The organism is Pseudomonas sp. ME-P-057 (assembly GCF_030208975.1).
GTDB classification, from domain to species: Bacteria; Pseudomonadota; Gammaproteobacteria; order Pseudomonadales; family Pseudomonadaceae; genus Aquipseudomonas; species Aquipseudomonas lutea.
On sequence record NZ_JARVSX010000045.1, the window covers coordinates 1 to 26,987 of the forward strand.

Here is a 26,987-nt window from a genome sequence, read left to right on the forward strand (position 1 = left end):
CGGTATTCCCTATGGAAGCTGGTAATCCTGCCATGGGCGCTCACAAGGACTTTCGGTTCAATAGTCGTGTGGTGCCGCCAAGCCCACGGCGCCCGCATAAGCAACCTGAAGCCGACTGTGTATCGAGAATGAGGCGCCTGGCCTGTGCGGTAGTTTTGTTGTGCAGCTTAAGTGCGTGTGCGAATGGGCCGAGATTGCCGCCGACGCCTAATCTGCCGTACCCGGCTTGGTATGTGGGCTTCGCTGCACCCAAACATATGGAGGTGTGGGTGGAGACCGTCGATGTGCTGGACAAGCGCGGACTTGCTTTCTATCGGGTACATGGTGGTGTTGCCAGCTATACCGGAAAAACCGAGGGCTGGCACCGGGGGGGTTCAGGAGGGAAACCTATCAATAACGTCGATCTCCCTGACCAGATCTTCCTGCGCTGGCAGTCTTTGGTCGAGCCGCAGGCTTATAAGCTCAAAATTCAAATTCCGCAGTGGGTACGCGATGAGATGGTTAGGCCCGAACGGGTTCTATGCCAGTGGAATCAGCAATGGAAGATCGACTATCGGGAAACAATCTCGCTTGGCATGGCACCCGGAGGAATTGTAAAAATCTGGGTCGGCGGCTCCTGCCTGGGTTTCACCGAAATCGGTCGTTTTCAGGCCGAAGTAGAGCCGCGTGGTCCTTACCGCGGAGCCAGCAAAGGCAAGTACATACCACTTGAGCCTGAGAACAAAGCCTACATCGACCAACACGGTATTCCCTATGGCAGTTGGTAATCCTGCCCAAAGCACAAGAAAAACCGAGCACACCTAATATCTGTTCTCGCCGCCAACATCTATAAACCCCAAGCCAAAAAAAACCGCGCCGTCTCTCATGGAGACCAGCGCGGTTTCTAGACCACTATATCAATGCACAAACAGTGCAATCAAAATAATGATCGGGATTGGGATGCCGAGGAACCAAAGAAGTAATGAACGCATGATGACTCTCCTTAATCAGCGGATGCTGGAAGTATTGGTATAGGTGCGGGTGTCGACATAAGTCACCGCATCACGGCGACGGCCACCCCAGATAGCGGCGAGGCTGGCTATGAAAGCACCACACAGCAGGGCAACGAAGGTCCACAGCGCGCTCATTGCAGCAACTTTCGCAGCAGCGTCAGCGGCTTGTTGGGCTTTCAGCTTGGCGTCTGCTATAGCTTGCTTGGCTTGGCCGTAAACCTGATCAACGCGGGCCTGTGCATCGGCCTGGCTCATGTTGGTACGTTGAGCGACCAGTTGTGCAAGGTAGGTGCGGTCTTCCGGGGCCAGCTGACCGTCATTGGACATGGTTTTGGTGAAGATACGCACCACCACGCCACGTGCAGCATCGTCGCTGACGGCAGCAGGGCGGTCGTCGCGGAACAGTGAATCAACAAAATAACCGTACTGGTCGCTACTGGTATTGCCGGCAGCAGAGCCTGCGGCTGTAGCCGCTGTGCCTGCGACGCCCGCTGCTGCGGTGGCGCCGGCTTTAACGCCGCTGCCAACGATGCCGCTGACCGAGCCTACGATCAGCACCGCAGCCACGAGCGTGGCGACTGCCCACGACAGGAAGCCATGCGCGGTATCACGGAAGTAGACTTCATCGCCATGCATGTTGGACCACTTGACACGCAGACGCCCGGCTAGGTATCCACCAAGGCCCGACGCAACGATCTGCGTCAGCGCCAGCCAGACAACGGTTGAGATGCCAATGGTCTTGGCACTGGCGCCTTCATTCGCCCAAGGCGACATGGCCGAGAATCCGAGACCGGACCCCAGCAGCACCAAAATCAGAGACAACGCAGCAGCGCCCGCGGCGCCTGCGAAGATGGCGCCCCAGGACACGCCCGAGACCGAGGTGGTTTCCTCAACAGCGGCAGGATAGGAATCAGGTGTGACGTTCATGGTGCTGCTCCGTGCGAGTGATTTTGTGCTTCTCCCCAAAACGGTGCACCGCTTGTGCCAGTTCTGGAATCGGGGATAAAATCGTTTTAAATCATAGACTTATGCGATTTTACGCTGCGCTTTGGTCATGCAAAATGCATGACGTAGCTCTAAGGCATGGGCGTTCTGCCCGGTCAGCGGAATCGCTGACGCGTCAAAGGGTTGCGAGGCCTGGTTAACAGCGGCTCGGCAAACTTGTAACATTCAGGCACATTCTGTTCGGGATGGTGTCTTATGACGTCGACGCACGGCGTCTGCAGCTATAGTCCGCTCACGGCTCCACTTTCTTCGAGAGGTTAACCCGCATGTTTCTTCATCGCCCCCTGGAAGAAAAAGACGTTCCTTTCATATGCGAAATGCCACAGAGCATTGATGAGCTCTTCTATATGTTTCCCAAAGCGGTCTATCCGCTGACCCCAGAGCAGCTCAACGAGTCCATTGAGCAGCGTTCCGATAACACCGTGATCGAACTGGACGGGCAAGTGGTCGGGTTCGCCAACTTCTCCCGGTATGACTTCCGCGGCCGCTGTTCGATGGGCAATGTGATCATCGATCCGCGTTTTCGCTCCAAAGGGGTAGGGCGGTACATGATCGGCTGCATGATGGAGCTTGCATTCGGCAAGCACGAAGCCGCAGAACTGACGGCCTCCTGCTTCAATCACAATGTCCCCGGCCTGCTCTTTTATCCCAAGCTGGGTTTCAAGCCATTCGCCATCGAAGAGCGTCAGGACAAAAAAGGCGCTCGTGTCGCGCTGATCCACTTGAAACTTCCGCGCAGCTGATAATCCGATGTCACTCGTCGGCGCGCAGCGCCCTCCGACGAGTGGCGCTGCGCTTACGCTATCTCAGCCCATCTGGCAATTTCGCGTTTTCGGATCCGATTTCCTCGGCCTGAAACGATTAATGCGCACTCCTCTGTCACGTCCTGTCTCAAGCAACCGGCTGCCCTTTATCGCTCTGCATTAGAGCGGCGCCCCTGGGCGTTTGCGCCACTTTGGGGCGCGGCGTATAACCTGATATAGGCTGCCCAGCCGGATGGCGGCAGGGCGGCAAAAGGCCGTTGACACGGCACTGGGTTTATTGAAGTCAGGCGAGTGGCTGAGCGCGTCATAACAGTCCTGCCTGTGGAGGATTGAAGATGATTGCCTGCACACTTTCCAACCTGGAGCTGCGCGGAATTATAGAAAGTGCATTTCTTCCGCTGCGCTGCAATTGCACCGTCATGGAGGATGTCATGACGATGGAGGTCATAGACCCCGCCACCGAACGCGTCGAGCTGGTGGCGTCCAATATCGCTCTGGACACGCTCGACAACAGCCACGCGCTCTGCGTACTAATCCGGGAGCTGCAAGCTGAACTCGAGAAGACCCGACATTGACGGTTTGCGGCGCAGAACGGCAGAGAGGGGCTCTAGCAATAATCGCCGTTCCACTTTATGTTGATGTGCTCAGGCCGCGATCAGGCCAGGCGGGACATTGAGGATCTGCATGCCGCATACGCAACCCAACGTTGATGAGTTATCCCGGACGGGGCTGGAACAGGCCCGCCCGGACGAGCCTGTGCTTGCGGATGAGTTGCCGTTGAAGCCGTCCGACCGGCGCCGCAAGGTCGTTCTTGGAATTGGCGGGCTGGTGTGTATTGCGGTGATAGGCGGGACGACCATCAGCACGATGTTGCAGCGGCTTGAGACGCGCAATGCCAATTTTCAGCCGCCTATGACGTCGCTGGAGCGTGAGCAGCTGCTGCCTCCCGAGCCGGTCCTTGAGGTCAAGCCTCAGGTGGACGGCCTGCGTTATGGCGCTGGCAATCCGGTCGCTCAGCCCTCTGCTGTCGATGAGCAGAATTCCCCGGCGCATTCCGCGCTGGCAGCGTCGCCTTTTCAAGTGCCCCCGCCCAGTCCATTGCGCAGTCCGCCTGCGGCCCCACTCGGCGTTGCTCAGGCCGTACATGTGCACGGCACTGCGCAATAGCTCTGATCCTGATCAGTGCACCTGGTGGTGTTCGTTTTCAAACACCACCTTGAAGTGCTGCTCGCCATTGTCACGAACGACATAGTGCTCACGCACAGGACCTGCCTCTATACGTCCTTCCATTGCAACCCGAATCACGGTTGATTTGGGCAGGTACTCCGGCACGTCACCAAAGATGGTCAGCTCGCGCAGACGATGGCCGCCATGCTCCACGCTGGCCAGTTGCACCCTGCACGTTGCCTGCATCGGAATGGGCCCAAACAGCGTGTCACGCGAATAGTCAATTTCAGCGATGCTGAAAGGGTTGTCATTGTCAGTGTTCACGGGTAGTCACCTCTCTATCCCTGTCACAGTGGCGGGTCATGACAATGGAGGCACTCACGGTCTAAATAGTTCTCATCATCTATCGGCATCTGCCGCCGCCCATCGGATCGATGCACGAAAGTCGCGATTAAAGAGCCGCCTTTCCTGCAAACCTGTTAGTTGAATTTTGGCGCCAATAATGGTTCGAGGAAGTTGAAAAACTAGATGATGTTAAAAGTGCGGATCGGAAAGCGAGTTAGTGCGCGACAATCACATCGTTAAATTAAGAAATGGACTGGCTCCAACTACCCAACAGAAGGTTAAACCTATTTTATAAACAAATGACACGCCGATAGAGCGTGGTTAAAATGGCGTCAATAATAAATATGCATTTTAAATCAACGGCTTATGAGCATAGAGGTCAGTTTTTCATTCTTTCTCAAAAAATTGACACTCCATGGGTTCTTTGTAACTATCGCTTCACGTTTTCAACTTCTAAAAACGGCCGCCCCCATCAAGCGCTGAGCTTTCGTGCCAGCGGGCCATGAGTGCAGGCGCGGAGCGAGTTGACGGTAGCGTCTCGACACAGAGGCCGCGGCGTTTGTCTCATCTGTCGGGCATTTGGGTCCTGTCTGCGACCGTTGTGTCGCTGGAAACCCCAAGCCAGAGCCCTGGCCGTCATGAGCGGTTATGCGCTGATTTCGATCCTTAGATACGTGTGACGGCACAGTCGTCACTGCGGTAGTCATGCCTGCCAGGCAGCACGCCATTACGGCACTTAGTTGATTTAACTTGAACGTCAAAACATCGCGTCAGCCAAACGCCAGTAAACCGCGCACCTCATCGTGGGCGTTTATAACGACAGCGGCGATACGGTAACGACCCAGCGTGGAGTAACAGTTATGCAAGGAGATCATCTGGAAACCGTTTGCGGTTGCGTAGTGGGAGGTGCAGGACCTGCGGGAATGGGACTGCTTTTCAATGCACTGAAAAGTGGCGCCATGCCAGAACTCGCCAAGGAAGGCTTAATCATCGTCGACGCAAGTCCCACGCCGGGCACGGGTCGTTTGGGTGATTACCGCATCACGGCCAACTCGGTCGGCGATGTGTTCCTGGATTGTCTGCGCGATCCTGCCCTGCGCGACGTGTTCGAACCCCTGGAACAATCACCAGCCTATTGGCGCATCCGCCATCAGGCGCAGAGCGCACCTCAGCTGGCCGATGTCGCCGAACTGCTGGCCGAAGCCTCAAAGCTGGTGCTCGATTTTATCGTCGAACGCTATGGCGTGCAGTTATGGACCGCCACGACCATTACCGAGATCGTTCGCGATGGCGACGATTATCAGGTGTGGGTCGAATCCGAGGGCCGCACGCGACGCATACGCAGCCGTGCAGTAGTCCTCAACCTGGGCGGCTGGCAAAACCCGCAACACTTGCTCGACAGCCTGGCGGATCAGGGCCTGGCAGTGCCCCCCTCGGCGCAGATCCAGAGCGCCGATGCCCTGTTGAGGATGAATGCAGTGCAACTGCGTCATCTGTTCGCCAAGGCACTGGCTGCCAAGGGCAAGGTTTGTGTGGTCGGCGGGTCGCACAGCGCGTTCTCGGTGCTTGAGAATCTTGCGGACGCGCTGGAGTTCGCCGGGCTGGAAGAGGTCACGCTTGTCCATCGCTCGCCCATTCGCCTGTTCTACGAGACCGCTCAGGCCGCGCTCGACGCCGGCTATGCATTTGATGAAGCCAAGGACGTGTGTCCCGTTTCAGGTCGCGTCAATCGCTCGGGAGGCCTGCGTTATCGAGCACTGGACGTTGGCCGTGAAGCGCTGTCCAAAGGACGGATCGGCAAAACCGGCGTACGCGTGGAGTTGCTGCAGACCGGCCATGGTGCAGGCGATCAATTCGAGCGTGCCCGTCAGGCCCTGGCCGAAGCCCACATCGTGGTGCAGTCCACCGGGTACCAGCCTTTGCTGCCGACTCTTCGTCATGCCGACGGCGAGGCTATCCGGCTGATTGAGGTCAAAGGCGGGCTTGATTCCGATCCTACCGGGTGTCCGCTGGACGCCACGGGGCAGCGGCTGCACGGCTTGCACCTCTTTGGTCTGGGGGCGGGGCTGGGGGTTGACCCACGACTGGGCAGCGAAGCGTCTTTCGACGGCCGTATCTACGGCGTCTGGCAGTTCCATAACGACGCCAGCGGCGTGGTTATCGATTCGGTCCTGACCCGCTTGCAGACGCCCGCGATGCACCCGGCCATGGCTGTCCCGCGGCTGGTCTCCAGCCGTACCGAAGAACGGCTGCCATTCCTCTGGCCCGTACTGGCTGGCGCGCAATCCTGACGCTGCTTGCAGTACCTGAATCCCGGCGCCCTAACGGTGGCCGGGATTTTTTTTGCCCGCAGTTGAGGTGTAACGCGTTTACCTGGCCGGGGTCTTGCTCGCCAGCTCCATGATCATCCGCGTCAGCAGGTAGATGCGCGGGGACACGCTCTCGACCTCTGCGTACTCCTCGGGCGTATGGATGTTGCCGCCAACAATGCCGAAGCCGTCCAGCGTTGGCACGCCCACGCCTGCCGACAAGCTGGCGTCCGCCGCGCCGCCGCTGCCCTCGACAGTCAGCTTGCGGCCCAGCTCTGCGTAAATGCCCTGAGCCATGTCGACGAGTTTGTCGGTTTCGGGTGTCTGCGGCATCGGCGGGAGGCCGCGCTCAAGGCGGGTGGTCACTTCGGTGTCCGGTATCAATTTGTCAGCCGAAACGCGCACCAGGTCTTTCTCGATGCGGTCGAATTCTTCCGGTACGGCGGCACGCACGTCCGCCTTGGCAGTGGCGTGGTCCGGGATCACGTTGGTGCGGTCGCCTGCGTCTAGCACGGTGAAGTTGATGGTGGTCTTTTTGTCGGCGTCGCCGAGTTTGCCCAGCTGCAGGATCTGGTGCGCAACCTCCATGGCAGCGTTACGCCCCAGTTCTGGCGCAACGCCGGCGTGGGAGGCCTTGCCCTTGACGTCGACCACGGCGGTTGCGCTGCCCTTGCGCCAGATGACCAGGCCGTCGGCGGGTCGCCCCGGCTCAAGGTTCAGCGTCACGTCATGCTGTTTGGCGACCTTCTGAATCAGCGCAGTGGCGGCAGCCGAGCCGGTTTCCTCGCTGGCATCCAGGAGGAAGGAGATTTGTGCGTAATCCTTGAAGTCGAGTTTCTTGAGGATTTTCAGTGCGTAAATGCCGGCCACGATACCGCCTTTGTCATCCATCACGCCGGGGCCGTATGCCCGGCCGTCCTTGATATGGAAGGGACGCGCGGCAGCCGACCCTTCTTTGAAAACAGTGTCCATGTGCGCCATCAACAGAATTTTGGCTTTGCCGGTGCCCTTGAGCGTAGCCACCACATGCTGGCTTTTATCGGGTGCTGTATTGGGGAACATTTCGATGGTCGCGCCGAGGGCTTTGAGCTGCTCGACGACAATGTCGCGTACTTGCGTCAGGCCCGGCTCGTAACCGGAGCCGGAATCTATATTGACCAGCTGCTCCAGCAGTTTCAGGGCTTCGTCCTTGTACTGGTAGGCGCTGGTCTGGACGTTTTTGTTCGGTTCGGCCGCGCAAGCGGGCGCTACTGCGCAGACGGCGATGCCAAGCGTCAGCGCACTGGCAAGAAGAGAGCGGGTGAGGGTCAATGTCATGGTCGGTCCTTGGATGGCATGAAAGGGTCTCCACCCCTACCGTAGCCCGTTGCCCGGCATTACGCATCGCAAAAAACGCTGTTCGCTTTGGCAAAAACGCCGAACCTTTGCGCTGAGCTACCCTCAACATTCCTACATTAGTCAGTCGAGGAGAGCCACTCATGCCGGTTAAGCACGATTTGTACGCAGACTTGGGCGTCACCAAAGAAGAACTCGGCAAGCGCCGGGGTGGGGACGCGAAGCTCAACGCACTGGTCGATCAATACGATGAGCTGGACGCCCAGATCGTCGGTATCGAAGACAAGGGCGATGCTTCCGACGACGAGCTGCGCACGCTCAAGGAAAAGCGCCTGCTGGCCAAAGACAAGATTGCCAGACAGTTAAGCGAAGCCAGCTGATCCGGTTTAATGCCGCAGCAACTAAAACGGCCGACCTCTTATGGAGGTCGGCCGTTTTTAGTTGGCGTCTCCTGTTGTCTGACAACTAGCCAGACTTTCAGGAAGTTCATCTTCGGCCGGGATCAATCATGGTGTTGTGCCGGGCTTAGTTAGCGCTGGCAAACAACTATGGATCCAAAGTTCGGACGAAAAAAAACGGCGTCTGGTCAGTCGCCGTCGCCGACCTGTCAGCACCGGGTGGTGGCTGACAGTGATCGAATAAGCATAAGCCGGTCGGCTTATTGCGGATCCTGGTCCGGTGCAGTCTCGGCCTTGATGCGCTTGTAGATTTCTTCGCGGTGCACTGAAACATCTTTCGGAGCGTTGATGCCGAGACGGACTTGAAGGCCCTGAACGCCCAGAATGGTAACGGTGATGTCGTCACCAATGTTTATGCTTTCGCCGACTTTACGGGTAAGTATCAACATAATCTTTTCCTTGATGGCCTCATGAAGCGCCTCTGCCGGGAGGCTGGCGTGAGCCTTTGGGTGGTGGTAAATGCCGGATGCATCCAAATGCGTTCATCAGTATGACGCCATTGGTACGATTTTAATTCCCCAGGTGCGCGGCTTTGACACAGTTGGCGTCGTTCCCGGGGCCGACCGGCATGCGAATGTTGCCTGATGCTGGCGGTATATTCCTGTGCGAATTGGCTATCACATCGATAGCCGACCCCGCGCGGCGCCTATTCCACACTCCTTTGGGCTTTATTGCAAAGAACTCGTGCCACGCGGCAATGAAATTTTCATTAGGTTGCTTTGTGTGAGTTTTCTGGAAGGAGTGTAGGAGACTTCCCGATTGATATCGGCAAAACGGCGTAACTTTAATCCAATTGATGACCGGATGTGTGAACGGTTTTGTATCTGCGAGGATTCACGCAAGCCCGCCGGTTGAAGCAGGTTCGCCGAAGAGGCCGTTTTGGATTCACCCGGCGTCAGAAACGACATGCCCACCGCGAGGGTGGGCATGGGGTGCGGCGAGCAGGATCGCAGCAGCAGAAGGCTGCGATCAGCGCATCAGACCACGAGCGACAACAGCATGATCAGGATGATGCCAACGACCGACAGGATGGTTTCCATCACGGTCCAGGTTTTCAGCGTTTCAACCACTGTCATGTTGAAGTACTGCTTCACCAGCCAGAAGCCTGCGTCGTTCACGTGGGACAGAATCAGCGAACCTGCGCCTGTCGCCAGTACCAGCAGTTCGCGGTTGACGCCGGGCACCATGCCAACCACCGGTGCGACAATGCCCGCACCGGTGATGGTCGCGACCGTTGCCGAACCCGTAGCCACCCGGATCACCGCAGCCACCAGCCACGCCAGCAAAATCGGCGAGATCTGCGCCTGAACCGCCATGTGGCCGATCAGGTTGCCCACACCGCTGTCCACCAGCATCTGCTTGAAGCCACCGCCAGCACCGACGATCAGCACGATGGCTGCGACCGGTGCCAGGCTCTGGTCCAGCAGCTTCATGACGTGCTCACGGCTGAAGCCGCGTGCCGAACCGAAGGTGTAGAAAGCCAGCAGCAGGGCGAAGAGCAGGGCCGAAATCGGGTGACCGATGAAGTCCATCCAGATGCGGAAAATATGACCGGCTGGCAGGGCAATGTCTGCAAACGTCTTGAGCAGCATCAGGAACACCGGCAGCAGGATCGTCACCAGGGTGATGGCGAAGCTTGGCAGGTTTTCGTTGGTCGACTCCTTTGCAATCTGGTCCATCAGCTCCTGCGAAGGATTGCCCGGGATGCGCTTGGCAATCCACTTGCCGAAGATCGGGCCGGCAATGATGGCCGTCGGGAACGCTACGATCAGGCCGTAGAAAATCGTCTTGCCGATGTCCGCGTTAAAGATGCCGATGGCCAGCAGCGGGCCCGGGTGCGGCGGCACCAGGCCGTGAACAGCAGACAGGCCTGCCAGCAACGGGATACCGATCTTGACGATGGACACACCGCTGCGACGGGCAACGATGAACACCAGCGGGATCAGCAGCACGAAGCCGATTTCGAAGAACAGCGGGATACCCACCAGAAACGCCGAAAACATCATGGCCCAGTGGACGCGATCCTTGCCGAAGCGACGAATCAGCGTCTGGGCGATCTGGTCGGCGCCGCCGGAGTCGGCCATCAGCTTGCCGAGCATGGTGCCCAGGCCGAGGATGATACCGACGAAGCCCAGCACGCCGCCGAAGCCGTCCTGGAACGACTTCATCACTTTTTCCACTGGCATCCCGGAGGTCAGCCCGAGAAAACCTGCGGCAATGGTCAAGGCGATGAAAGGGTGGACTTTGAACTTGGTGATCAACAGCACAAGGCCGATGATCGTCACCAACGCATCGACCAGCAGATACGTCTCTTGAGTCATACCAAACATGGGGGTGTCTCTCCGTTGTATTTTGTTTTTTTGGAGCTACTGCTCAGCGCCGTTGGTTGGGGGCCTGCCGGTTAGCCGGGCAGGTCCGTCAGAGACAGCGCTATCTTTGTCGCTCACGCCTGATCAGTGATCAAGAGCCGGTGAGAGCACTGGCAGATTGGAGTTGCGAATCGCGCCACCAGCTGGCTGCCTCAACACCGATGGTCTCGATCGGCTTTGTGGCATCCACGACCAACGTGCGGTCTTCGTTGTACGGAGGCTCGAGGGTGGCGAACTGGCTGTCGACCAGGCTGGCCGGCATGAAATGCCCGGGGCGGTGAGCGCAACGTTCGGTGGCCAATTCCCGGGTCAGCTCCAGAAACACAAAACCCAGGCCCGGCACGGCTGCACGCAGACGGTCGCGGTAGATGAGCTTGAGGGAGGAGCAGGTCAGGACAGGCTTTTCGCCTTTGGCCAGTGCTGCGGCGACTTCCTCGCCGAGGCGGGTGAGCCAGCCGGCACGGTCTTCGTCGTTGAGCGGATGGCCGTCGCTCATCTTTTTGATGTTGGCAGGAGGATGGAACGCATCACCCTCGATCAGGCGGCCGCCGCTGTTCTCAGCGATGGCAGCACCGACGGCACTCTTGCCGCAGCCGGAAACACCCATTACCACGATGGCGGAAATAGCTTGTGGAGCAGTAGTCATAAAAACCTCGTCCCGGAGACAGCGCTGTCTTCGCCGAATGGTGTGCAAGTCCGGAAAGACTGTTTCCAGGTGTAGTCATTGTTATGGGTATCTCGCTGATCCATGAGATGCACCGATCCAGTCGTTGAAGCGATCGAAAAGTTGCGGGCCTCCGTGAGATAGCGCTACCTTAGAGCCCATCCGAGACAATCGCAACCCCCGCCGCTTTCTTCCAATCAGTTGGCAACGCATGACACGAATTGGTTCCCGCTCCACTGGTCGTCCCACCCTGAATGAAGTCGCAAAACTCGCCGCTGTGTCGCCGATTACTGCCTCCCGTGCCTTGCGCGGCGTGGCCACGGTGGCGCCGGAGCTGGTTGAAAAAGTCCGCGCTGCTGCGTTGAGTCTAGGCTATGTCGCCAATCCTGCTGCGCGGGCTCTGGCATCGTCGCAAAGCCAGTCAGTTGTGGTGCTGGTGCCGTCGCTGTCCAACCAGCTGTTTATCGAAACCCTTGAGGCCATTCAAACCGTCCTGCGGCCCCGCGGGCTCGAAGTGGTGATCGGCAACTATCACTACTCGCCCATAGAAGAAGAGAACCTGTTGCGCAGTCATCTTTCCCAGCGACCGCGCGGCATCTTGCTGACCGGCTTTGACCGCAGTGCAGCGGCGCAGCAGTTGCTGGCTGCGAGCGGTGTGCCCTGCGTGCACATGATGGAACTGGACCCGTCTCGTGCCGAGCCGTGCGTGGGATTTTCCCAGCAACAGGCGGGGGCTGAGGCGGCGCGGCATTTATTGAGCCGAGGCCGGCGGCGTCTGGCCTATGTCGCGGCGCAACTCGACCCTCGTGTGCTTCAGCGCGGGGTTGGCTTTCGCAGCGCGCTGGAAGACCAGGGGCTGTATGACGAAACGCTGCAAGTGGCCTCGCCGCTGCCTTCTTCCATCGGTTTGGGCAGCGAGCTGTTCGGCCGACTGATCGAGGAACATCCGGACGTGGACGGCGTCTTTTTCTGCAACGACGACCTGGCCCAGGGAGCAACGCTGGAGGCGCTGCGGCGGGGCATCCGGATTCCGCAGCAGGTGTCGTTGATCGGCTTCAACGACCTGCCGGGCTCCGCGCACATGGTCCCCCGGCTTACCTCTATCCGCACCCCGCGTGAACAAGTCGGACAGCGCGCCGCGCAATTGCTCCTCGGTCTGCTGGACGGCACCGTTCAGCAGGCGCAGGTGGATTTGGGGTTTGAATTGGTGGTGCGGGAAAGCACCTGACGGGTTGGCCAGCAGGATGAGTGTCGGGCTTTAAAACCTTTTCGCGGGCAAGCGCGCTCCTACAGTGGTTTTGCGGCGAACGCATAATCTGTAGGAGCCGGCTTGCTGGCGAACGCGGTGTATGGGGCACACCGTCGTTCGCCTGGCGATCAATGCGCTTTCTTGAACGCCAGCCGGAACTCGTGCAGCAGCGGTTCGGTATAACCGCTCGGCTGCTCGCGGCCTTTGAACACCAATGCAGTCGCGGCCTGGAACGCCACCGACTTCTCAAAGTTGCCCGCCATCGGCGCGTAGGCCGAATCGCCGGCATTCTGCCGGTCGACCACCTTCGCCATGCGCTTCAAAGCGTCTTTCACGTAGTCCTCGGAGACCACCCCGTGGCGCAGCCAGTTGGCGATGTGCTGGCTGGAAATGCGCAGTGTCGCGCGGTCTTCCATCAGCCCTACGTTGTGAATGTCCGGCACCTTCGAGCAGCCCACGCCTTGCTCCACCCAGCGCACCACGTAGCCAAGCAACCCCTGAGCGTTGTTCTCCACCTCTTCGCGAATCTGATCCTCGTTCCACTTGGCCTCGTCGACGACGGGGATGCTGAGCAGATCAAGCAGGATGTCCTCGCTGATGCTGTCCAGATCGACCTGCTCCAGCTCCTGCTGCACGGCTTTGACGTCCACTTTGTGGTAGTGCAGCGCATGCAGCGTGGCCGCGGTCGGGGAGGGGACCCACGCGGTAGTGGCCCCGGATTTGGGATGGCCAATCTTTTGTTCCAGCATGTCGGCCATCAGGTCCGGCATCGCCCACATGCCCTTGCCGATCTGCGCGCGACCACGCAGCCCGCAGGCCAGACCGACCAGCACGTTGTTGCGCTCGTACGCCTTGATCCACGGCGTGGCTTTCATGTCGCCCTTGCGCAGCATCGGGCCAGCTTCCATGGAGCTGTGCATCTCGTCGCCGGTGCGGTCGAGGAATCCGGTGTTGATGAACGCCACCCTTGAAGAAGCAGCTTCGATGCACGCCTTGAGGTTGACGCTGGTGCGCCGCTCTTCGTCCATGATGCCCATCTTCAACGTGTTGCGCGGGATCTTGAGCACATCTTCAATACGGCTGAACAGCGTGTTGGCGAACGCAACTTCATCAGGTCCGTGCATCTTCGGCTTGACGATATAGACGCTGCCGGCACGAGAGTTGGTGCGATTGTGCAGGTCGTGCAGGGCGATCAGGCTGGTGATGACGCCGTCGAGAATGCCTTCCGGAATTTCCCTGTCACCGTCATAGAGAATCGCCGGGTTGGTCATCAGATGGCCGACGTTGCGGATGAACAGCAGCGAGCGCCCGTGCAATGTCATTTCGCTGCCGTCGGCTGCGGTGTACTGGCGGTCGGCGTTCAGGCGCCGCGTGATGGTCTTGCCGCCCTTGACGAGTGCTTCGGTCAGGTCGCCTTTCATCAGGCCCAGCCAGTTGCGGTAGATCACCAGCTTGTCTTCGGCATCCACCGCGGCCACCGAGTCCTCGCAGTCGATAATGGTCGACAGGGCTGCTTCCAGCAGCAGGTCCTTGATTCCGGCCGGGTCCGTGCCACCGATGGGGCTGGCGGGGTCGATCTGAATCTCGATGTGCAGGCCGTTGTTTTTCAGCAAGATCGCCTGCGGCTTAAGCGGCTCCCCCTGATAGCCGACGTATTTTTCCGGCTGGGCCAGACGCGACTGGCTGCCATCGGCCAGGGTTACCAGCAGCTCGCCACTGTCGACGGCATACGCTTTGGCGCCGACGTGGGAGCCTGAGGCCAATGGCGCCGCTTCATCCAGAAACGCACGGGCGAAAGCAATGACCTTCTCGCCACGCAGCGGGTTGTAACCGGCCTTGATCTCGGCGCCGTTGGCGGTAGGGATTGCGTCGGTGCCGTATAGCGCATCGTACAACGACCCCCAGCGCGCATTCGCAGCGTTCAGTGCGTAGCGGGCATTGGCCGCTGGCACGACGAGTTGCGGACCGGCCTGTTCGCTGACTTCGATGTCCACCTTGTTGGTGGAGACCGCGACCTGCTCGGGCACCGCCTTCAGGTAGCCGATGCTGTCAAGAAACGCGATGTACGCCGGCATGTCGGTCACCGGGCCGGCGTTGGATTTGTGCCACTTGTCGAGCTGCGCCTGCAGGCGATCACGCTCTTTGAGCAGCTCTCGGTTGACGGGCGCAAGGTCATGGACCAGTGAATCGAAATCGGCCCAGAACAGTTCGGGGGTCAAACCTGTGCCGGGGATCACCTCCTCGTCGACAAAGCGCTTGAGGCTGGCGGCCACCTTGAGGTTGTGGCAATTGACGAACTCGGTCATCTCGGTCTCCATCATGAATTAAGTTGGCACGTTCAGGTGCGGGCGCGAGCAGGTTCTCGCAACCGCTCTACTGAGCGCTCACCACGGCAACGCCAGCCTTGGCCACTTGCGCATCCTGATCGGCCTTGACGCCGGACACACCCACGGCGCCGATGGTCTGGCCATCGATAATGATCGGCACGCCGCCTTCCAGCGAAGTCAGCAGCGGCGCCGTTACGAATGCGGTGCGCCCGCCGTTGACCATGTCTTCGTAGCCTTTGGATTCGCGGCGGCCCAGCGCCGAGGTGCGGGCTTTCTCGATGGCGATGTAACCGCCAATCGGCGCGCAGCCGTCCAGACGCTCGAAGCCCAGCAGGTGGCCGCCGTCGTCGGTCACGGCAATCGACACCGCCCAGCCGTTGTTCTGAGCCTCGGTGCGGGCGGCGGCAAGGATCTGGGTGACTTCGGACTGCGTCAGTACGGATTTGGTTTTCATGCGGTTCTCCTGGACTTGAAAGGGGTGAGCAGCGTCATGTTCCGTGGCGCGGGTGCGCGGGGTAATCAGGTTGGAGGCAGCGCGTCCTCGACGAGTTCGATCCAGTGCATCACCGGCGTGCGGTTTGCGCTGGCCAGGTGCGTCTGGCAGCCAATGTTGGCCGTCGCGATGACGTCCGGGTTGCCGCTTTCCAGCGCGTTCATCTTGTTGTCGCGCAGCTGCGTTGCCAACACGGGCTGGGTGACCGAGTAAGTACCCGCCGAGCCACAGCATAAGTGACTGTCGGGCACCGGTGTAAGGTTGAAGCCCAGCCGAGTCAGTACCGATTCGACGGCGCCGCCAAGCTTCTGTGCGTGCTGCAGCGTACACGGGCAGTGAAAGGCCAGTGTCTGGCGGGTGCAACCGCCAAGCTGTTCCAGCGGTTCGGCGCGCAGAATTTCCACCAGGTCTTTGGTGCGCTCGCTGATCACGGCGGCTTTTTGCGCATAAGCCGGATCGTCGCGCAGCAGGTGACCGTAGTCCTTGACGAAGGCGCCGCAGCCGCTGGCTGTCTGCACGATCGCTTCCGCACCGGCTTGCACGCTGGGCCACCATGCATCGATGTTGCGACGGGCGCGCTGCAAGCCCTGTTCCTGGGCATTCAAGTGGTAATCCACCGCGCCGCAGCACCCGGCCTGGGCGATCGAGACAGTGCCGATGCCGAGGCGGTCGAGTACTCGCGCCGTGGCCGCATTGGTATTCGGCGACAAACCCGGCTGCACGCAGCCTTCGAGCATGAGCATCTGCCGAGCGTGCTGCGCCGTTGGCCGGGCCTTGGCGGGACGGATGGTGTCCGGCAGTTTCGTTTTAAGCGCGCCGGGCAACAGCGGCTTGAATGAATGGCCCAACTGAGTGAGCGTTTTAAACAGACCGGTGTTTGGCACCACCGCGCGCAAGCCCTCACGCAACAGCCGCTGGCCAAGCGGGCGCGGCACGGCGGCGTCGACCACCGCCCGGCCGATGTCCAGCAGGTTGTGGTAATCGACGCCGGAAGGGCAGGTCGTCTCGCAATTGCGGCAGGACAGGCAGCGGTCCAGATGCAGCTGGGTTTTCTCCGTGACTTCGTGGCCTTCCAGCACCTGTTTGATCAGGTAGATACGCCCGCGCGGGCCATCCAGCTCATCGCCCAGCAATTGATAGGTCGGGCAGGTGGCATTGCAGAAGCCGCAATGTACGCAGCTGCGCAGGATGCTTTCGGCTTCTTCGCCACGCGGCAGGCTTTTGGCGTGGTCGCTCAGGGTCGTCTGCATGGTTCAGATCTCCGCGTACATCCGGCCCGGATTGAAAATTCCGTGCGGGTCAAGTTGCGCCTTGAGCTGGCGGTGGTAGCGCAGCAGCGGCGTCGCCAAGGGGTGAAACGGGCTGTCGTCCAGGCCGTGGCTGTAGCAGGTGGCGTGACCGCCCGCGGCACTGACGATCCGGCGTATCTCGCTGGCACTGGCGTCGGATTTCAGCCAGCGCTGCGCGCCCGCCCAGTCAATCAGCTGGTCGCCCGGCAGATTCAGCGCCCCGGTGCTGACCGGCAGCGACAAGCGCCACAACGGACGGCCGTCGGTGAAAAAATCCAGCCGGTGCTCATTGAGCGCGCGCCAATAAGCCGGGTCGATGGATTCGCCACCCAGCCGGTCATGAGCCGCCGCCACCGAGCCTTCGCCGCCTTCAAGGCGCAACCGCAATACGCGGCCGTCGTGGCTGGCCGCGCTGATCGGCAGAGGTTCTTGCCCCCATTGAGCCAGACGGGCGAGGGCGGTGGTGCTGTCCATTTCCAGGGCGATGCTGGTGCACAGTCGCGGCCGTGGCAGGACTTTCAGCGAGACTTCGGTGATCAAGCCCAGGCAACCGAAGCTGCCGGCCATCAGGCGCGACACGTCGTAGCCCGCGACGTTCTTCATCACCTCGCCACCGAAGCGTAAGTGCTTGCCCAGACCGGTGATCACCCGCGTACCGAGGACGAAGTCCCGCACCGAGCCGGACCACGGCCTGCGCGGCCCGGACAACCCTGCGGCGACCATTCCGCCAACCGTTGCGTCGCCAGCCCCGCCATCGCTGTACGTGGGTGGCTCGCATGGGAGCATCTGGCCGGCTTGCTCCAACGCAGCATTCAGCACTGACAAGGGCGTGCCGGCACGTGCGGTGATGACCAGTTCGGTCGGGTCGTAGCTGACGATGCCGCAATGGGCGCGGGTGTCGAGCACTTCACCGGCCACCTCGCGGCCCAGAAAGGCCTTGCTGTTGGCGCCCTGAATGCGCAGCGGCAGGGCCAGCTGAATCGCTTGATTGACCTGTTCGAGCAGCGCGTCGCTGGCGTCGCGGTCCTGGGCCACAAGAGGTGACAGGCGTTGAGCATCCATCAAAAACGCTCCAGTTCAGGGAAAGGCACTTTGCCCATGTGCACGTGCATGGCACCAAATTCGGCACAGCGATGCAGCGTCGGAATATTCTTGCCGGGGTTGAGGGTGCCGGCGGGATCGAAGGCGGCCTTTACCGCATGAAACAGCGTCAGCTCATCGCTGTTGAACTGCGCGCACATCTGGTTGATTTTCTCGCGCCCGACGCCGTGCTCACCGGTGATGCTGCCGCCGACCTTCACGCACAGCTCAAGAATTTTGCCGCCCAACGCTTCAGCGCGGTCGAGCTCGCCCGGCTGGTTGGCATCAAACAGAATCAGCGGGTGCATGTTGCCGTCCCCGGCGTGGAACACGTTGGCGACGCGCAGGCCGTATTCCTCCGAGAGCGCGGAAATGCCTTTCAATACGCCCGGCAATTCCCGACGGGGGATGGTGCCATCCATGCAGTAGTAATCCGGCGACAACCTACCGACGGCGGGGAACGCGTTCTTGCGTCCGGCCCAGAAGCGCACGCGTTCGGCTTCGTCCTTCGCCTGGCGAATTTCGGTCGCACCGGCGCGCTGCAGCACGGCGCGGACCCGGTCGCAATCGTCGTGGACATCCGCTTCCACACCGTCCAGCTCACACAGCAGGATGGCTTCGGCCTCAACCGGGTAGCCCGCGTGGATGAAATCTTCGGCAGCGCGAATGGCCAGGTTGTCCATCATTTCCAGGCCGCCGGGAATGATGCCTTCGGCAATGATGTCGGCGACAGCGCGCCCGGCTTTTTCCACCGAATCGAAGGCGGCCAGCAGTACCCGCGCCACTTGCGGTTTGGGCAGCAGTTTGACCGTTACTTCGGTGATCACGCCGAGCATGCCTTCGGAGCCTGTGAACAGCGCCAACAGATCGAAGCCCGGCGAATCCAGCGCATCGGACCCCAGCACCATGTGCTCGCCTTCAACGGTCAGGATGTCGACCTTGAGCAGGTTGTGCACGGTCAGGCCGTATTTCAGACAATGCACGCCGCCCGCGTTCTCAGCGACATTGCCGCCGATCGAGCAGGCAATCTGTGAGGACGGGTCAGGCGCGTAGTAAAGATCGTGCGGCGCGGCAGCCTGGGAGATGGCCAGGTTGCGCACGCCGGGCTGCACACGGGCGTATCGCCCGGCTGGATCGATGTGAAGAATTTTGTTGAACCGCGCCATGACCAGCAGCACGCCTTTTTCCAGCGGCAGGGCGCCGCCTGAAAGCCCGGTTCCGGCACCGCGCGCAACCACTGGCACGCCGCGCTCGTGGCAGACCTTGAGCAAGGTTTGCACCTGCTCGACGCGTTGCGGCAGCACCACCAGCATTGGCGTGGTGCGGTAGGCGGAGAGGCCATCGCACTCGTAGGGGCGCAGCTCTTCCTCGCGGTGCAGAATGTCCAGATCGGGCAGGCGCGCTTGCAGGGCCTGGAGCAATTGCTGTTTGTCGATGGTCGGCAAGACGCCGTCGACGCGTTCGTCGTACAGGATATTCATGATGGGTCTGCAACCCTGTCTTGTTTTTATTGGAGGCCATGCTCAATGGAGCCCGGGTACGGAACCCGGGCACGGAACTTGAGTGGCCGACTTGCATCATTGGCTCGGCGGGGCTTAGTGTCTACCGCGTGGAGTACTGGTCGAACCAGTTTCTTGGGGCTGACACTTTGGACTTTCCGCGATTCTCCATATTTTTCAGTGAGATGCCTCCCGCTTGCCAACCCTGCGATTTAGCTGGCGTGGATGGTCTTACCAGTTCGCCGCAGGATCACTCCCGCTCTCAAGGCAATGTTGACGTTGAAGCCGCACAATTTGTAGGAGCCGGCTTGCTGGCGAAGCCGATCTGTCATTCGGCACGGTGTCGGCTGAATAATCGCGTTCGTAGGAGCCGGCTTGCTGGCGAATCCGATCTGTCATTCAGCACGGTGGTGGCGGAATAACCGCGTTCGTAGGAGCCGGCTTGCTGGCGAATGCGGTCTGGCATTCGGCACGGTGGTGGCGGAATAATCGCGTTCGTAGGAGCCGGCTTGCTGGCGAATGCGGTCTGGCATTCGGCACGTTGGTGGCGGAATAATCGCATTCGCCAGCAAGCCGGCTCCTACAGAGGAATGCGTTTGGTCAGCTCCATCCGGGTCATACAGAGGGATGTGGTTGGTCAGGTCCATTGGCGGTGCATGCCAAACCTGGTCAGCTCCATCGGCGGTGGATGACGAATCGCGTTCGCCAACAAGCCGAGTCATACGGAGGGATGTGGTTGTTCAGGTCCATTACAGTGGATGACAAAGCTGGTCAGCTCCATCCGCGGTGGATGATGAATCGCGTTCGCCAGCAAGCCGGGTCATACAGAGGGATGTGGTTGGTCAGGTTCATTGATGGTGCATGACAAATCTGGTCAGCTTCATCGGCGGTGGATGACGGATCGCGTTCGCCAGCAAGCCGGCTCCTACAGAGGGGTGTGGTTGGTCAGGTCCATTGGCGATGCATGACAAACCTGGTCAGCTCCATCGGCGGTGGATAACAAACCGCACTCACCATCACGCGGTTTTTTGACAGATCGGGTCTTGCGCCGACGCGGCGGGGCCGGCCGGCTTTAACCGAGGAAATCACCATGGAAAGCAACGCATCCCGACGCCCGCAACAGGTGGCCGATGTGGTCAGTGAGCGGATTGAGCGGCTGATCGTCGACGGGGTACTGAAGGTCGGCCAGTTGTTGCCCTCCGAGCGGCGGCTGACTGAAAAACTGGGCGTGTCGCGCACGGCCCTGCGCGAGGGGCTGCACTTGCTGCGCGCCAGAGGGATCATCGAAACACGCCACGGCAAGGGCTCGTTTGTTGCGCAGATGGGTGGCCTGGGTCTGACAGCGGCTTCGCCCCTGATGCACCTGTTTGCCTCCCAGCCGCGGACCCTCTACGACCTGTTCGAAGTGCGCAGCCTGCTCGAAGGCGAATCGGCGCGCCTGGCAGCATTGCGCGGCACCGACGCCGATTTCGTGTTGATCACCCGCGCTTACGAGGCGTTGGTGGCGGGCCACGATCACCCGCTGGCAGCATCCGAGCACGCGCGTCTCGACCATGCGTTTCATCTGGCCATCTGCGAGGCCTCTCACAACCCGGTGCTGGTGCAGACCCTGCGATCGCTGACAGACCTGTTGCTCAATACCGTGTTCGCCTCGGTCAACAACCTCTATCACCGTGACGCCCAGAAGCGCCAGATCGACCGTCATCATGCGCGGCTCTACAACGCGGTGACCGGACGCCTGCCGGAGCAGGCGCGCAAAGCGGCGGTGGCGCATATCCAGAACATCTGTGAAAACCTGCGCGAGATCGAAAGTGAGGAGCAGCGCCTGGTGCGCGCCACCCTGCGGCTGGAGGGCTGGACCTGAACTTGACAGCCCTCACGCATTACCGCAGTTTACGCATTGCGTAAGTCTTTTACGCGAGCTCCACCCCAGCGACGACCAAAACAACAACAATGACAGGCCCTGCCGTGGATCTTTTCACCTATTACCGTTCGACCTCGTCCTACCGGGTGCGCATTGCTCTGGCGCTGAAGGGCCTGGCGTTTGATGCGATCGCGGTCAACCTGATCCGGGACGGGGGCGAGCATCGTCAGCCCGATTATCTGTCGGTCAATCCTCAGGGCCGGGTGCCCTCGCTGCGGCTCGACGAGGGCGCAGTCATCATTCAGTCGATGGCGATCATCGAATACCTCGAAGAACTTTCCCCTGAACCGGCCTTGCTGCCCGCTGGCTTGCTTGCGCGTGCCCGGCATCGGCAGGTGGCCGCCTTGATCGGGTGCGACATCCATCCGCTGCACAACGTCGCGGTGCTCAATCGCTTGCGCGGCATGGGCCATGATGAAGGCGACGTGACGGCGTGGATCGGTCACTGGATCACGGAAGGATTCACGGCCGTCGAAGCCTTGATCGGCGACAGCGGCTTTTGTTTTGAGGACGTGGGCCTCGCCGATGTGTATCTGCTGCCTCAGGTATACGCCGCCCGGCGCTTCAATGTGGACCTGAGCGCCTTCCCGCGCGTCTGCCGGGTTGAAGCGCTGGCGTTGCAGCACCCGGCATTTCGGATTGCTCATCCCGATGCGCAATCGGACAAGCCGGAGTAACCTTCCCCCATGAAAAGCTTCGGTCTGCAGTTAATCTTTGGCGACTTCCTCGCCCGCAGCGTGCGGGGGATTCCCTGCGCGCCACCCGCTGAATCGTGATCCGAGCCGCTGTGCCTCTCACTTTTCAGCAGGAGCAAGACCATGACCGATCTCTACGAAAACCCGATGGGCCTGATGGGCTTCGAATTCATTGAATTCGCCTCGCCCGTGCCCAATGTCCTTGAGCCGGTGTTCCAGATAATGGGCTTCACCAAAGTCGCCCATCATCGCTCCAAAAACGTGTCCCTGTACCGGCAGGGGGCGATCAACATCATCCTCAACAACGAACCCAACAGCGAAGCGTCTTACTTTGCCGCCGAGCATGGTCCTTCCGTGTGTGGCATGGCATTCCGCGTCAAGGATTCGCAACTGGCCTACAAGCGCGCCCTGGAACTGGGCGCGCAGCCTGTCGAAATCGGCACCGGGCCCATGGAGCTGCGCTTGCCGGCCATCAAGGGCATTGGCGGCGCGCCGTTGTACCTGATTGACCGTTTCGGCGAAGGCACGTCGATCTACGACATCGACTTCGTGTTCATCGACGGTATCGACCGCCATCCGAAAGGCGCGGGCTTGCAATTCATCGACCACCTGACCCATAACGTTTATCGCGGCCGGATGGCCTATTGGGCGAACTTCTACGAGAAGCTGTTCAACTTCCGCGAACTTCGCTATTTCGACATCAAGGGCGAGTACACCGGGCTGACCTCCAAGGCGATGACCGCACCGGACGGCATGATCCGCATCCCCTTGAACGAGGAATCGTCCAAGGGGGCTGGGCAGATCGAAGAGTTCTTGATGAAGTTCAACGGCGAGGGGATTCAGCACGTCGCGTTCTTCACCGAAAACCTGGTCGATACCTGGGACCGGCTGAAAGCGCTGGGCATGCGCTTCATGACGCCACCGCCTGATACCTACTACGAAATGCTGGAAGGGCGACTGCCCAACCACGGTGAACCCGAGCATGAGCTGAAAGCGCGGGGCATCTTGCTGGACGGCAATTCGGAAGGCGGCAGCCAGCGCTTGCTCCTGCAGATATTCTCGGAAACCCTGATGGGGCCGGTGTTCTTCGAGTTCATTCAACGCAAGGGCGACGATGGATTCGGGGAGGGCAATTTCAAGGCGCTGTTTGAATCGATCGAGCGCGACCAGGTGCGGCGCGGGGTGTTGACCGCAGATTGACCTGAGTTCAAAAGGTCCGCACACCTTGTAGGCCCCGGCTTGCTGGCGAACCCGGTTGGACGTTAATGACGACGTCAGGTAAACCGCGTTCGCCAGCAAGCTGGCTCCTACAAATGTGTGTCACACCCGCTGCCTTGACCGACCGGCATCGGTGGTCGCGCTCAGTCCATTTGCGGAAGAGGCCCGTTTGAACACCATCAATTTTGTGGCGTAACCGCCGACGCCTTCCCGCTAAAGCCGGTCCTGCCAGATGCACGCGGTCCTGCCATTCTGATTCTGAAGGATCATTCCAACTGCGGCATTTCCCCGCCCATCCGCAGGCTGATGGCCTGCGCCGTCTGCAGCAATTTCTGCGCCGCGATGGCCTGGCGTTGATCGGTGAACACCGACGCCGAGCCAACAACGGTCACTACGCCCACCAACTTGTTGCCCATGGCGAACATCGGCGACGACACGGCGTTGACGCCCGCCATCAGCAGGCCGTGGATCTGATGCACGCCAGTGCTGCGGATCTCTCGAACGTGCCGATCAATCTCCTTCAACTGCGCAACGGTCAACGCGGCCGACTCGGCCTTTCTCAAGGACGCGGTTTCGGATGCCGAGAGGAACGTGTCAAACACCAGCCCCGTGGACGAGCTGAGCAATGGCAACACCGAGCCGATCTGGGTGATCAGGGTGACGGCGCCCAATGACTGCTCGACATACACCACCGTCGGTCCCTTGTTGCCCCAGACCGCGAGAAAGCAGGTTTCGTTGAGTTCGTCGCGCAGCGCAATAAGCGCTGGCGCAGAGGTCTTCAGCACATCCAGCTGGTTCAGCGCCGCCAGGCCGACCTGCAAGGCCGAGCGCCCCAGACGGTAGTGATTGCTGGCCGGGTCCTGCTCGGCAAAGCCGCTGTCCACCAGTGCCTGAAGATAGCGATGCACCTTGCTGGCGGGCATGTCGACGTGCTCGGCCAGTTTCGAGAGCGACGTCGCTGGGGACAACTCGGCGAGGGCCTTGAGAATGCCGACGCCGACTTCCGCCGACTGGACCTTCTGCTGGCGGGGCGCTGTTGCGGGGGTGGAGTCGTCGGTCATGGAAGGGAGGCCCCCAGTCTGGAAAGGCTGCTTTATAGCTTGACCCTCCAGCAAACTCAAATTACGTTATGCGTAAGCCGTTTACGCATAATCTGCGTCACATAACAATAAGAGGTCGCGATGCCGACAAACTCCGTCTCCAGTGCCTTGCGCTACCAGTGCGGCTTTGGCAATGAATTCAGCAGCGAGGCGCTGCCCGGCGGCTTGCCCCACGGGCAGAACTCACCGCAGCGCCATCCACTGGGTTTGTACGCCGAGCAATTCTCCGGCACCGCATTTACCGTACCGCGCGCCGAAGCCCGGCGCACCTGGCTTTACCGCATCCAGCCGTCCGCCGCGCATCCGCGTTATCAACGCCTTGAGCGGCAGATCGCGGGCCAGCAGCAAGGCCCGGTCACCCCAAATCGCCTGCGCTGGAATGCGTTCGACATTCCGGCTGAACCCACTGACTTCATCGACGGTCTGCACGCCCTGGCCAGCACTGCGTGTGCCGAACAGGCTGAGGGCGTAAGCATCTACGTCTACACGGCCAACCGCTCCATGCAGCGGGCATTCTTCAATGCCGACGGCGAGTGGCTGGTGGTGCCGCAACAGGGTCGACTGCGCATCACCACCGAACTGGGGTTGCTGGAGGTCGAACCGCAGCAAATCGTTGTCCTGCCCCGTGGCCTGAAATTCAGCGTCGAGCTGCTCGACGGCACGGCGCGCGGCTATATTTGCGAGAACCACGGCGGTGTACTGCGCCTGCCGGACCTCGGCCCGATTGGCAGTAACGGCCTGGCCAATCCGCGCGACTTCCAGGTCCCGCATGCGCACTTCGAAGACAGCGCGCAACCCACCGTGCTGGTGCAGAAATTTCTCGGCGAACTGTGGGTCACGCAGCTGGCGCATTCACCTTTCGATGTGGTGGCCTGGCACGGCAACAACGTTCCGTACCGTTATGACCTGCGCCTGTTCAACACCCTGGGCACAGTCAGTTACGACCATCCTGACCCGTCGATCTTCACCGTGCTCACCTCGCCGGGCGCGGTGGAAGGCCAGGCCAACGTTGACTTCGTGATTTTTCCTCCGCGCTGGATGGTGGCGGAAAATACCTTCCGGCCGCCGTGGTTTCATCGCAATCTGATGAACGAATTCATGGGGCTGATCGATGGCGCCTACGACGCCAAGGCAGCGGGTTTCATGCCTGGCGGGGCGTCGCTGCACAACTGCATGAGTGCCCACGGCCCGGACAATGCCAGCGCGGAGAAGGCCATGGCCGCCGAGCTTAAACCGCACAAGATCGAACACACCATGGCCTTCATGTTCGAGACCGGCAAAGTGCTCAGGCCCAGTTATCACGCACTGGAATGCCCGCAGCTGCAAAGCGACTACGATGCTTGCTGGGAGGGTATCGCCAGAACCTTCAAGCCTTTTGACACGGACAGCCACCGATGAACACAGCCTCTCACCCACGCAGCTGGGTCGCCAGCGCGAACGATCACGCCGACTTCCCGCTGCAAAATCTGCCGTTCGGAGTGTTCAGCCGTCCCGGTTTCGGCAGGCGCGGCGGTGTCGCCATCGGTGATTTCATTTTCGATCTGCAAACCGCTCATGAGATCAGCCTGTTCAACGGCGCTGCTCGCGTGGCCGTTGAGGCTGCAAGCCGCGGGCACTTGAACGAATTCTTCGCCCTTGGCGGCTCTTCCCGGCAAGCCCTGCGCACCGAGTTGCTGCACCTGCTGGATGAAAAAAGCCTGCAGCGTGAACGTCTCCAGGCCATGGGCTCAAGCCTGCTGGTGCCGATGGCCGACTGCCAGATGCACATGCCGGCGCAGGTCGGCGACTACACCGATTTTTACGTCGGCATTCACCACGCGATGAACGTCGGCAAACTGTTTCGCCCTGACAATCCGCTGCTCCCGAATTACAAATACGTGCCCATTGCCTATCACGGTCGGGCGTCAACGCTGGGCGTTTCCGGCATGCCGGTCAGACGTCCCAGCGGTCAGACCCTCAAACCAGGTGCCGAAGTCCCGGATTTCGGTCCGAGCAAGCGTCTGGATTACGAGCTGGAAGTGGGCGTGTGGATCGGCCAGGGCAACGAGGCCGGTGAACCGATTCACATTGGCAAGGCCGGCGAACACATCGCCGGGTTCTGCCTGCTGAACGACTGGTCAGCTCGCGACCTTCAGGCGTGGGAATATCAGCCGCTGGGACCGTTTCTGTCGAAAAGCTTCGCAACCAGCATTTCGCCTTGGGTGGTGACCGCCGAGGCATTGGCGCCGTTTCGCGCGGCTCAGCCGACGCGTCCGGCGGGGGATCCGCAACCTCTGCCGTATCTGCTCGACGAGGCGGATCAAAACGGTGGCGCACTGGACATCGATCTTGAGGTGTTCCTGCTCACGGTGCAGATGAAAGAGCAGGGCACGCCGCCCCACCGGCTTGCCTTGAGCAACACGCTGAACATGTACTGGACCGTCGCGCAAATGGTCGCCCACCACAGCGTCAATGGCTGCAAGTTGCAGGCGGGCGATCTGTTCGGAACCGGCACGCTTTCAGGCCCCGAGCCAGGCCAGTTCGGCAGTTTGCTGGAAACGACCGAGGGCGGGAAACACCCGATTGCTTTGCCCAATGGCGAAACGCGGACGTTTCTTGAGGCCGGCGACGAGATCATTCTCAAAGCTCGCTGCCGCAAGGAAGGTGAGGTCAGCATCGGGTTCGGGGAGTGCCGAGGGGTAGTGCTCGGCTGATTATTGGCCGAT

Annotated in this window: 24 protein-coding genes; 12 read left to right on the plus strand and 12 right to left on the minus strand. The window is 60.4% G+C overall.

What is annotated here, in order from left to right:
• On the plus strand, positions 1-767 hold a 767-nt coding region (locus tag QRN48_RS22945), incomplete at its 5' end, for a DUF2931 family protein (protein WP_285353496.1).
• A 219-nt stretch (positions 768-986) separates the two neighbouring features.
• On the opposite strand, the gene QRN48_RS22950 is transcribed toward QRN48_RS22945, so the two are convergent.
• Entirely contained in the window at positions 987-1,919 is a 933-nt protein-coding gene (locus tag QRN48_RS22950; protein ID WP_285353498.1) for a hypothetical protein, read from the minus strand.
• 344 nt (positions 1,920-2,263) lie between these two features.
• On the opposite strand from QRN48_RS22950, the gene QRN48_RS22955 reads away from it, so the two are divergent.
• The 3 genes from QRN48_RS22955 to QRN48_RS22965 all read left to right on the plus strand — a co-directional run bounded on the left by QRN48_RS22955 (position 2,264) and on the right by QRN48_RS22965 (position 3,928).
• Positions 2,264-2,740: a GNAT family N-acetyltransferase gene (locus tag QRN48_RS22955; RefSeq protein WP_037009164.1), complete on the plus strand. Its 477-nt coding sequence runs from the start codon at positions 2,264-2,266 to the stop codon at positions 2,738-2,740.
• Positions 2,741-3,096: 356 nt separating this feature from the next.
• On the plus strand, positions 3,097-3,336 hold the full coding sequence (locus tag QRN48_RS22960; RefSeq protein ID WP_037009165.1) for a DUF1652 domain-containing protein: 240 nt from the start codon (positions 3,097-3,099) through the stop codon (positions 3,334-3,336).
• A 109-nt stretch (positions 3,337-3,445) separates the two neighbouring features.
• Entirely contained in the window at positions 3,446-3,928 is a 483-nt protein-coding gene (locus QRN48_RS22965; RefSeq protein WP_285353499.1) for a hypothetical protein, read from the plus strand.
• Positions 3,929-3,940: 12 nt separating this feature from the next.
• Here QRN48_RS22965 and QRN48_RS22970 read toward each other — a convergent pair whose 3' ends face one another.
• Complete coding sequence (locus QRN48_RS22970; RefSeq protein ID WP_285353501.1) at positions 3,941-4,252, minus strand: hypothetical protein; 312 nt, start codon at positions 4,250-4,252, stop codon at positions 3,941-3,943.
• Between the two features lie 944 nt (positions 4,253-5,196).
• Here QRN48_RS22970 and QRN48_RS22975 point away from each other — a divergent pair.
• Positions 5,197-6,564 (plus strand): pyridine nucleotide-disulfide oxidoreductase, encoded by a 1,368-nt coding sequence (locus QRN48_RS22975; RefSeq protein ID WP_420806871.1) that lies wholly within the window; start codon positions 5,197-5,199, stop codon positions 6,562-6,564.
• A 78-nt stretch (positions 6,565-6,642) separates the two neighbouring features.
• Here QRN48_RS22975 and QRN48_RS22980 read toward each other — a convergent pair whose 3' ends face one another.
• Positions 6,643-7,899, minus strand: a complete 1,257-nt coding sequence (locus QRN48_RS22980; RefSeq protein WP_285353502.1) for a M20/M25/M40 family metallo-hydrolase — start codon at positions 7,897-7,899, stop codon at positions 6,643-6,645.
• A 161-nt stretch (positions 7,900-8,060) separates the two neighbouring features.
• Here QRN48_RS22980 and QRN48_RS22985 point away from each other — a divergent pair, with 161 nt between their 5' ends.
• Positions 8,061-8,297, plus strand: a complete 237-nt coding sequence (locus tag QRN48_RS22985) for an HP1242/YdcH family protein (protein ID WP_037009174.1) — start codon at positions 8,061-8,063, stop codon at positions 8,295-8,297.
• 278 nt (positions 8,298-8,575) lie between these two features.
• On the opposite strand, the gene csrA is transcribed toward QRN48_RS22985, so the two are convergent.
• From csrA to QRN48_RS23000, 3 genes are all read right to left on the minus strand, one after another.
• Positions 8,576-8,764: a carbon storage regulator CsrA gene (csrA, locus tag QRN48_RS22990; protein ID WP_037012727.1), complete on the minus strand. Its 189-nt coding sequence runs from the start codon at positions 8,762-8,764 to the stop codon at positions 8,576-8,578.
• Between the two features lie 588 nt (positions 8,765-9,352).
• Positions 9,353-10,705 carry a GntP family permease gene (locus tag QRN48_RS22995; protein WP_191945138.1) on the minus strand — a complete coding sequence of 451 codons (1,353 nt, stop codon included), beginning with the start codon at positions 10,703-10,705 and terminating at the stop codon, positions 9,353-9,355.
• Between the two features lie 130 nt (positions 10,706-10,835).
• The gene (locus QRN48_RS23000) at positions 10,836-11,351 is read right to left on the minus strand and encodes a gluconokinase (protein ID WP_285353584.1); all 516 of its coding nucleotides are present in this window, start codon (positions 11,349-11,351) and stop codon (positions 10,836-10,838) included.
• Between the two features lie 268 nt (positions 11,352-11,619).
• Between QRN48_RS23000 and gntR the strand changes: the two genes are divergently transcribed.
• Positions 11,620-12,636 carry an HTH-type transcriptional regulator GntR gene (gntR, locus tag QRN48_RS23005; RefSeq protein ID WP_285353503.1) on the plus strand — a complete coding sequence of 339 codons (1,017 nt, stop codon included), beginning with the start codon at positions 11,620-11,622 and terminating at the stop codon, positions 12,634-12,636.
• A gap of 149 nt (positions 12,637-12,785) precedes the next feature.
• On the opposite strand, the gene QRN48_RS23010 is transcribed toward gntR, so the two are convergent.
• The 5 genes from QRN48_RS23010 to glcD form a co-directional block, all read right to left on the minus strand.
• On the minus strand, positions 12,786-14,963 hold the full coding sequence (locus QRN48_RS23010; RefSeq protein WP_285353504.1) for a malate synthase G: 2,178 nt from the start codon (positions 14,961-14,963) through the stop codon (positions 12,786-12,788).
• 67 nt (positions 14,964-15,030) lie between these two features.
• Positions 15,031-15,438, minus strand: a complete 408-nt coding sequence (locus QRN48_RS23015; protein WP_285353505.1) for a heme-binding protein — start codon at positions 15,436-15,438, stop codon at positions 15,031-15,033.
• A 65-nt stretch (positions 15,439-15,503) separates the two neighbouring features.
• Positions 15,504-16,727: a glycolate oxidase subunit GlcF gene (gene glcF, locus QRN48_RS23020; protein WP_191945142.1), complete on the minus strand. Its 1,224-nt coding sequence runs from the start codon at positions 16,725-16,727 to the stop codon at positions 15,504-15,506.
• 3 nt (positions 16,728-16,730) lie between these two features.
• A complete protein-coding gene (gene glcE / locus QRN48_RS23025) occupies positions 16,731-17,828 on the minus strand; it encodes a glycolate oxidase subunit GlcE (RefSeq protein WP_191945143.1) in 1,098 nt (365 codons plus the stop codon).
• On the minus strand, positions 17,828-19,327 hold the full coding sequence (gene glcD, locus QRN48_RS23030) for a glycolate oxidase subunit GlcD (protein WP_037009186.1): 1,500 nt from the start codon (positions 19,325-19,327) through the stop codon (positions 17,828-17,830). The genes glcE and glcD overlap by 1 nt, the downstream gene beginning before the upstream one ends.
• A gap of 1,108 nt (positions 19,328-20,435) precedes the next feature.
• Here glcD and glcC point away from each other — a divergent pair.
• The 3 genes from glcC to hppD all read left to right on the plus strand — a co-directional run bounded on the left by glcC (position 20,436) and on the right by hppD (position 23,164).
• Positions 20,436-21,209, plus strand: coding sequence for a transcriptional regulator GlcC (gene glcC, locus QRN48_RS23035; RefSeq protein ID WP_285353509.1), 774 nt, complete (start codon positions 20,436-20,438; stop codon positions 21,207-21,209).
• A 104-nt stretch (positions 21,210-21,313) separates the two neighbouring features.
• Positions 21,314-21,946, plus strand: coding sequence for a maleylacetoacetate isomerase (gene maiA / locus QRN48_RS23040; RefSeq protein ID WP_285353511.1), 633 nt, complete (start codon positions 21,314-21,316; stop codon positions 21,944-21,946).
• A 141-nt stretch (positions 21,947-22,087) separates the two neighbouring features.
• A complete protein-coding gene (gene hppD / locus QRN48_RS23045; RefSeq protein ID WP_285353513.1) occupies positions 22,088-23,164 on the plus strand; it encodes a 4-hydroxyphenylpyruvate dioxygenase in 1,077 nt (358 codons plus the stop codon).
• A 284-nt stretch (positions 23,165-23,448) separates the two neighbouring features.
• Here hppD and QRN48_RS23050 read toward each other — a convergent pair whose 3' ends face one another.
• Positions 23,449-24,243, minus strand: a complete 795-nt coding sequence (locus tag QRN48_RS23050; protein WP_285353515.1) for an IclR family transcriptional regulator — start codon at positions 24,241-24,243, stop codon at positions 23,449-23,451.
• 120 nt (positions 24,244-24,363) lie between these two features.
• Between QRN48_RS23050 and hmgA the strand changes: the two genes are divergently transcribed.
• Both hmgA and fahA read left to right on the plus strand, forming a co-directional pair.
• A complete protein-coding gene (gene hmgA, locus QRN48_RS23055) occupies positions 24,364-25,680 on the plus strand; it encodes a homogentisate 1,2-dioxygenase (protein ID WP_285353517.1) in 1,317 nt (438 codons plus the stop codon).
• Positions 25,677-26,975 carry a fumarylacetoacetase gene (gene fahA / locus QRN48_RS23060; RefSeq protein WP_285353519.1) on the plus strand — a complete coding sequence of 433 codons (1,299 nt, stop codon included), beginning with the start codon at positions 25,677-25,679 and terminating at the stop codon, positions 26,973-26,975. Before hmgA ends, fahA begins: the two co-directional genes overlap by 4 nt.
• Positions 26,976-26,987: the final 12 nt, after the last annotated feature.

Coding starts and splice junctions, on each gene's coding strand:
- QRN48_RS23000 (WP_285353584.1), bottom strand. CDS start 11,351: ATGGGTGTTTCCGGCTGCGGCAAGAGTGCCGTCGGTGCTGCCATCGCT.
- gntR (WP_285353503.1), top strand. CDS start 11,620: ATGACACGAATTGGTTCCCGCTCCACTGGTCGTCCCACCCTGAATGAA.
- glcE (WP_191945143.1), bottom strand. CDS start 17,828: ATGGATGCTCAACGCCTGTCACCTCTTGTGGCCCAGGACCGCGACGCC.
- QRN48_RS22965 (WP_285353499.1), top strand. CDS start 3,446: ATGCCGCATACGCAACCCAACGTTGATGAGTTATCCCGGACGGGGCTG.
- glcD (WP_037009186.1), bottom strand. CDS start 19,327: ATGAATATCCTGTACGACGAACGCGTCGACGGCGTCTTGCCGACCATC.
- QRN48_RS22960 (WP_037009165.1), top strand. CDS start 3,097: ATGATTGCCTGCACACTTTCCAACCTGGAGCTGCGCGGAATTATAGAA.
- QRN48_RS22955 (WP_037009164.1), top strand. CDS start 2,264: ATGTTTCTTCATCGCCCCCTGGAAGAAAAAGACGTTCCTTTCATATGC.
- glcC (WP_285353509.1), top strand. CDS start 20,436: ATGGAAAGCAACGCATCCCGACGCCCGCAACAGGTGGCCGATGTGGTC.
- QRN48_RS22975 (WP_420806871.1), top strand. CDS start 5,197: ATGGGACTGCTTTTCAATGCACTGAAAAGTGGCGCCATGCCAGAACTC.
- QRN48_RS22980 (WP_285353502.1), bottom strand. CDS start 7,899: ATGACATTGACCCTCACCCGCTCTCTTCTTGCCAGTGCGCTGACGCTT.
- QRN48_RS23050 (WP_285353515.1), bottom strand. CDS start 24,243: ATGACCGACGACTCCACCCCCGCAACAGCGCCCCGCCAGCAGAAGGTC.
- QRN48_RS22995 (WP_191945138.1), bottom strand. CDS start 10,705: ATGTTTGGTATGACTCAAGAGACGTATCTGCTGGTCGATGCGTTGGTG.
- QRN48_RS22950 (WP_285353498.1), bottom strand. CDS start 1,919: ATGAACGTCACACCTGATTCCTATCCTGCCGCTGTTGAGGAAACCACC.
- hppD (WP_285353513.1), top strand. CDS start 22,088: ATGACCGATCTCTACGAAAACCCGATGGGCCTGATGGGCTTCGAATTC.
- csrA (WP_037012727.1), bottom strand. CDS start 8,764: ATGTTGATACTTACCCGTAAAGTCGGCGAAAGCATAAACATTGGTGAC.
- fahA (WP_285353519.1), top strand. CDS start 25,677: ATGAACACAGCCTCTCACCCACGCAGCTGGGTCGCCAGCGCGAACGAT.
- QRN48_RS23015 (WP_285353505.1), bottom strand. CDS start 15,438: ATGAAAACCAAATCCGTACTGACGCAGTCCGAAGTCACCCAGATCCTT.
- hmgA (WP_285353517.1), top strand. CDS start 24,364: ATGCCGACAAACTCCGTCTCCAGTGCCTTGCGCTACCAGTGCGGCTTT.
- QRN48_RS22985 (WP_037009174.1), top strand. CDS start 8,061: ATGCCGGTTAAGCACGATTTGTACGCAGACTTGGGCGTCACCAAAGAA.
- QRN48_RS23010 (WP_285353504.1), bottom strand. CDS start 14,963: ATGACCGAGTTCGTCAATTGCCACAACCTCAAGGTGGCCGCCAGCCTC.
- glcF (WP_191945142.1), bottom strand. CDS start 16,727: ATGCAGACGACCCTGAGCGACCACGCCAAAAGCCTGCCGCGTGGCGAA.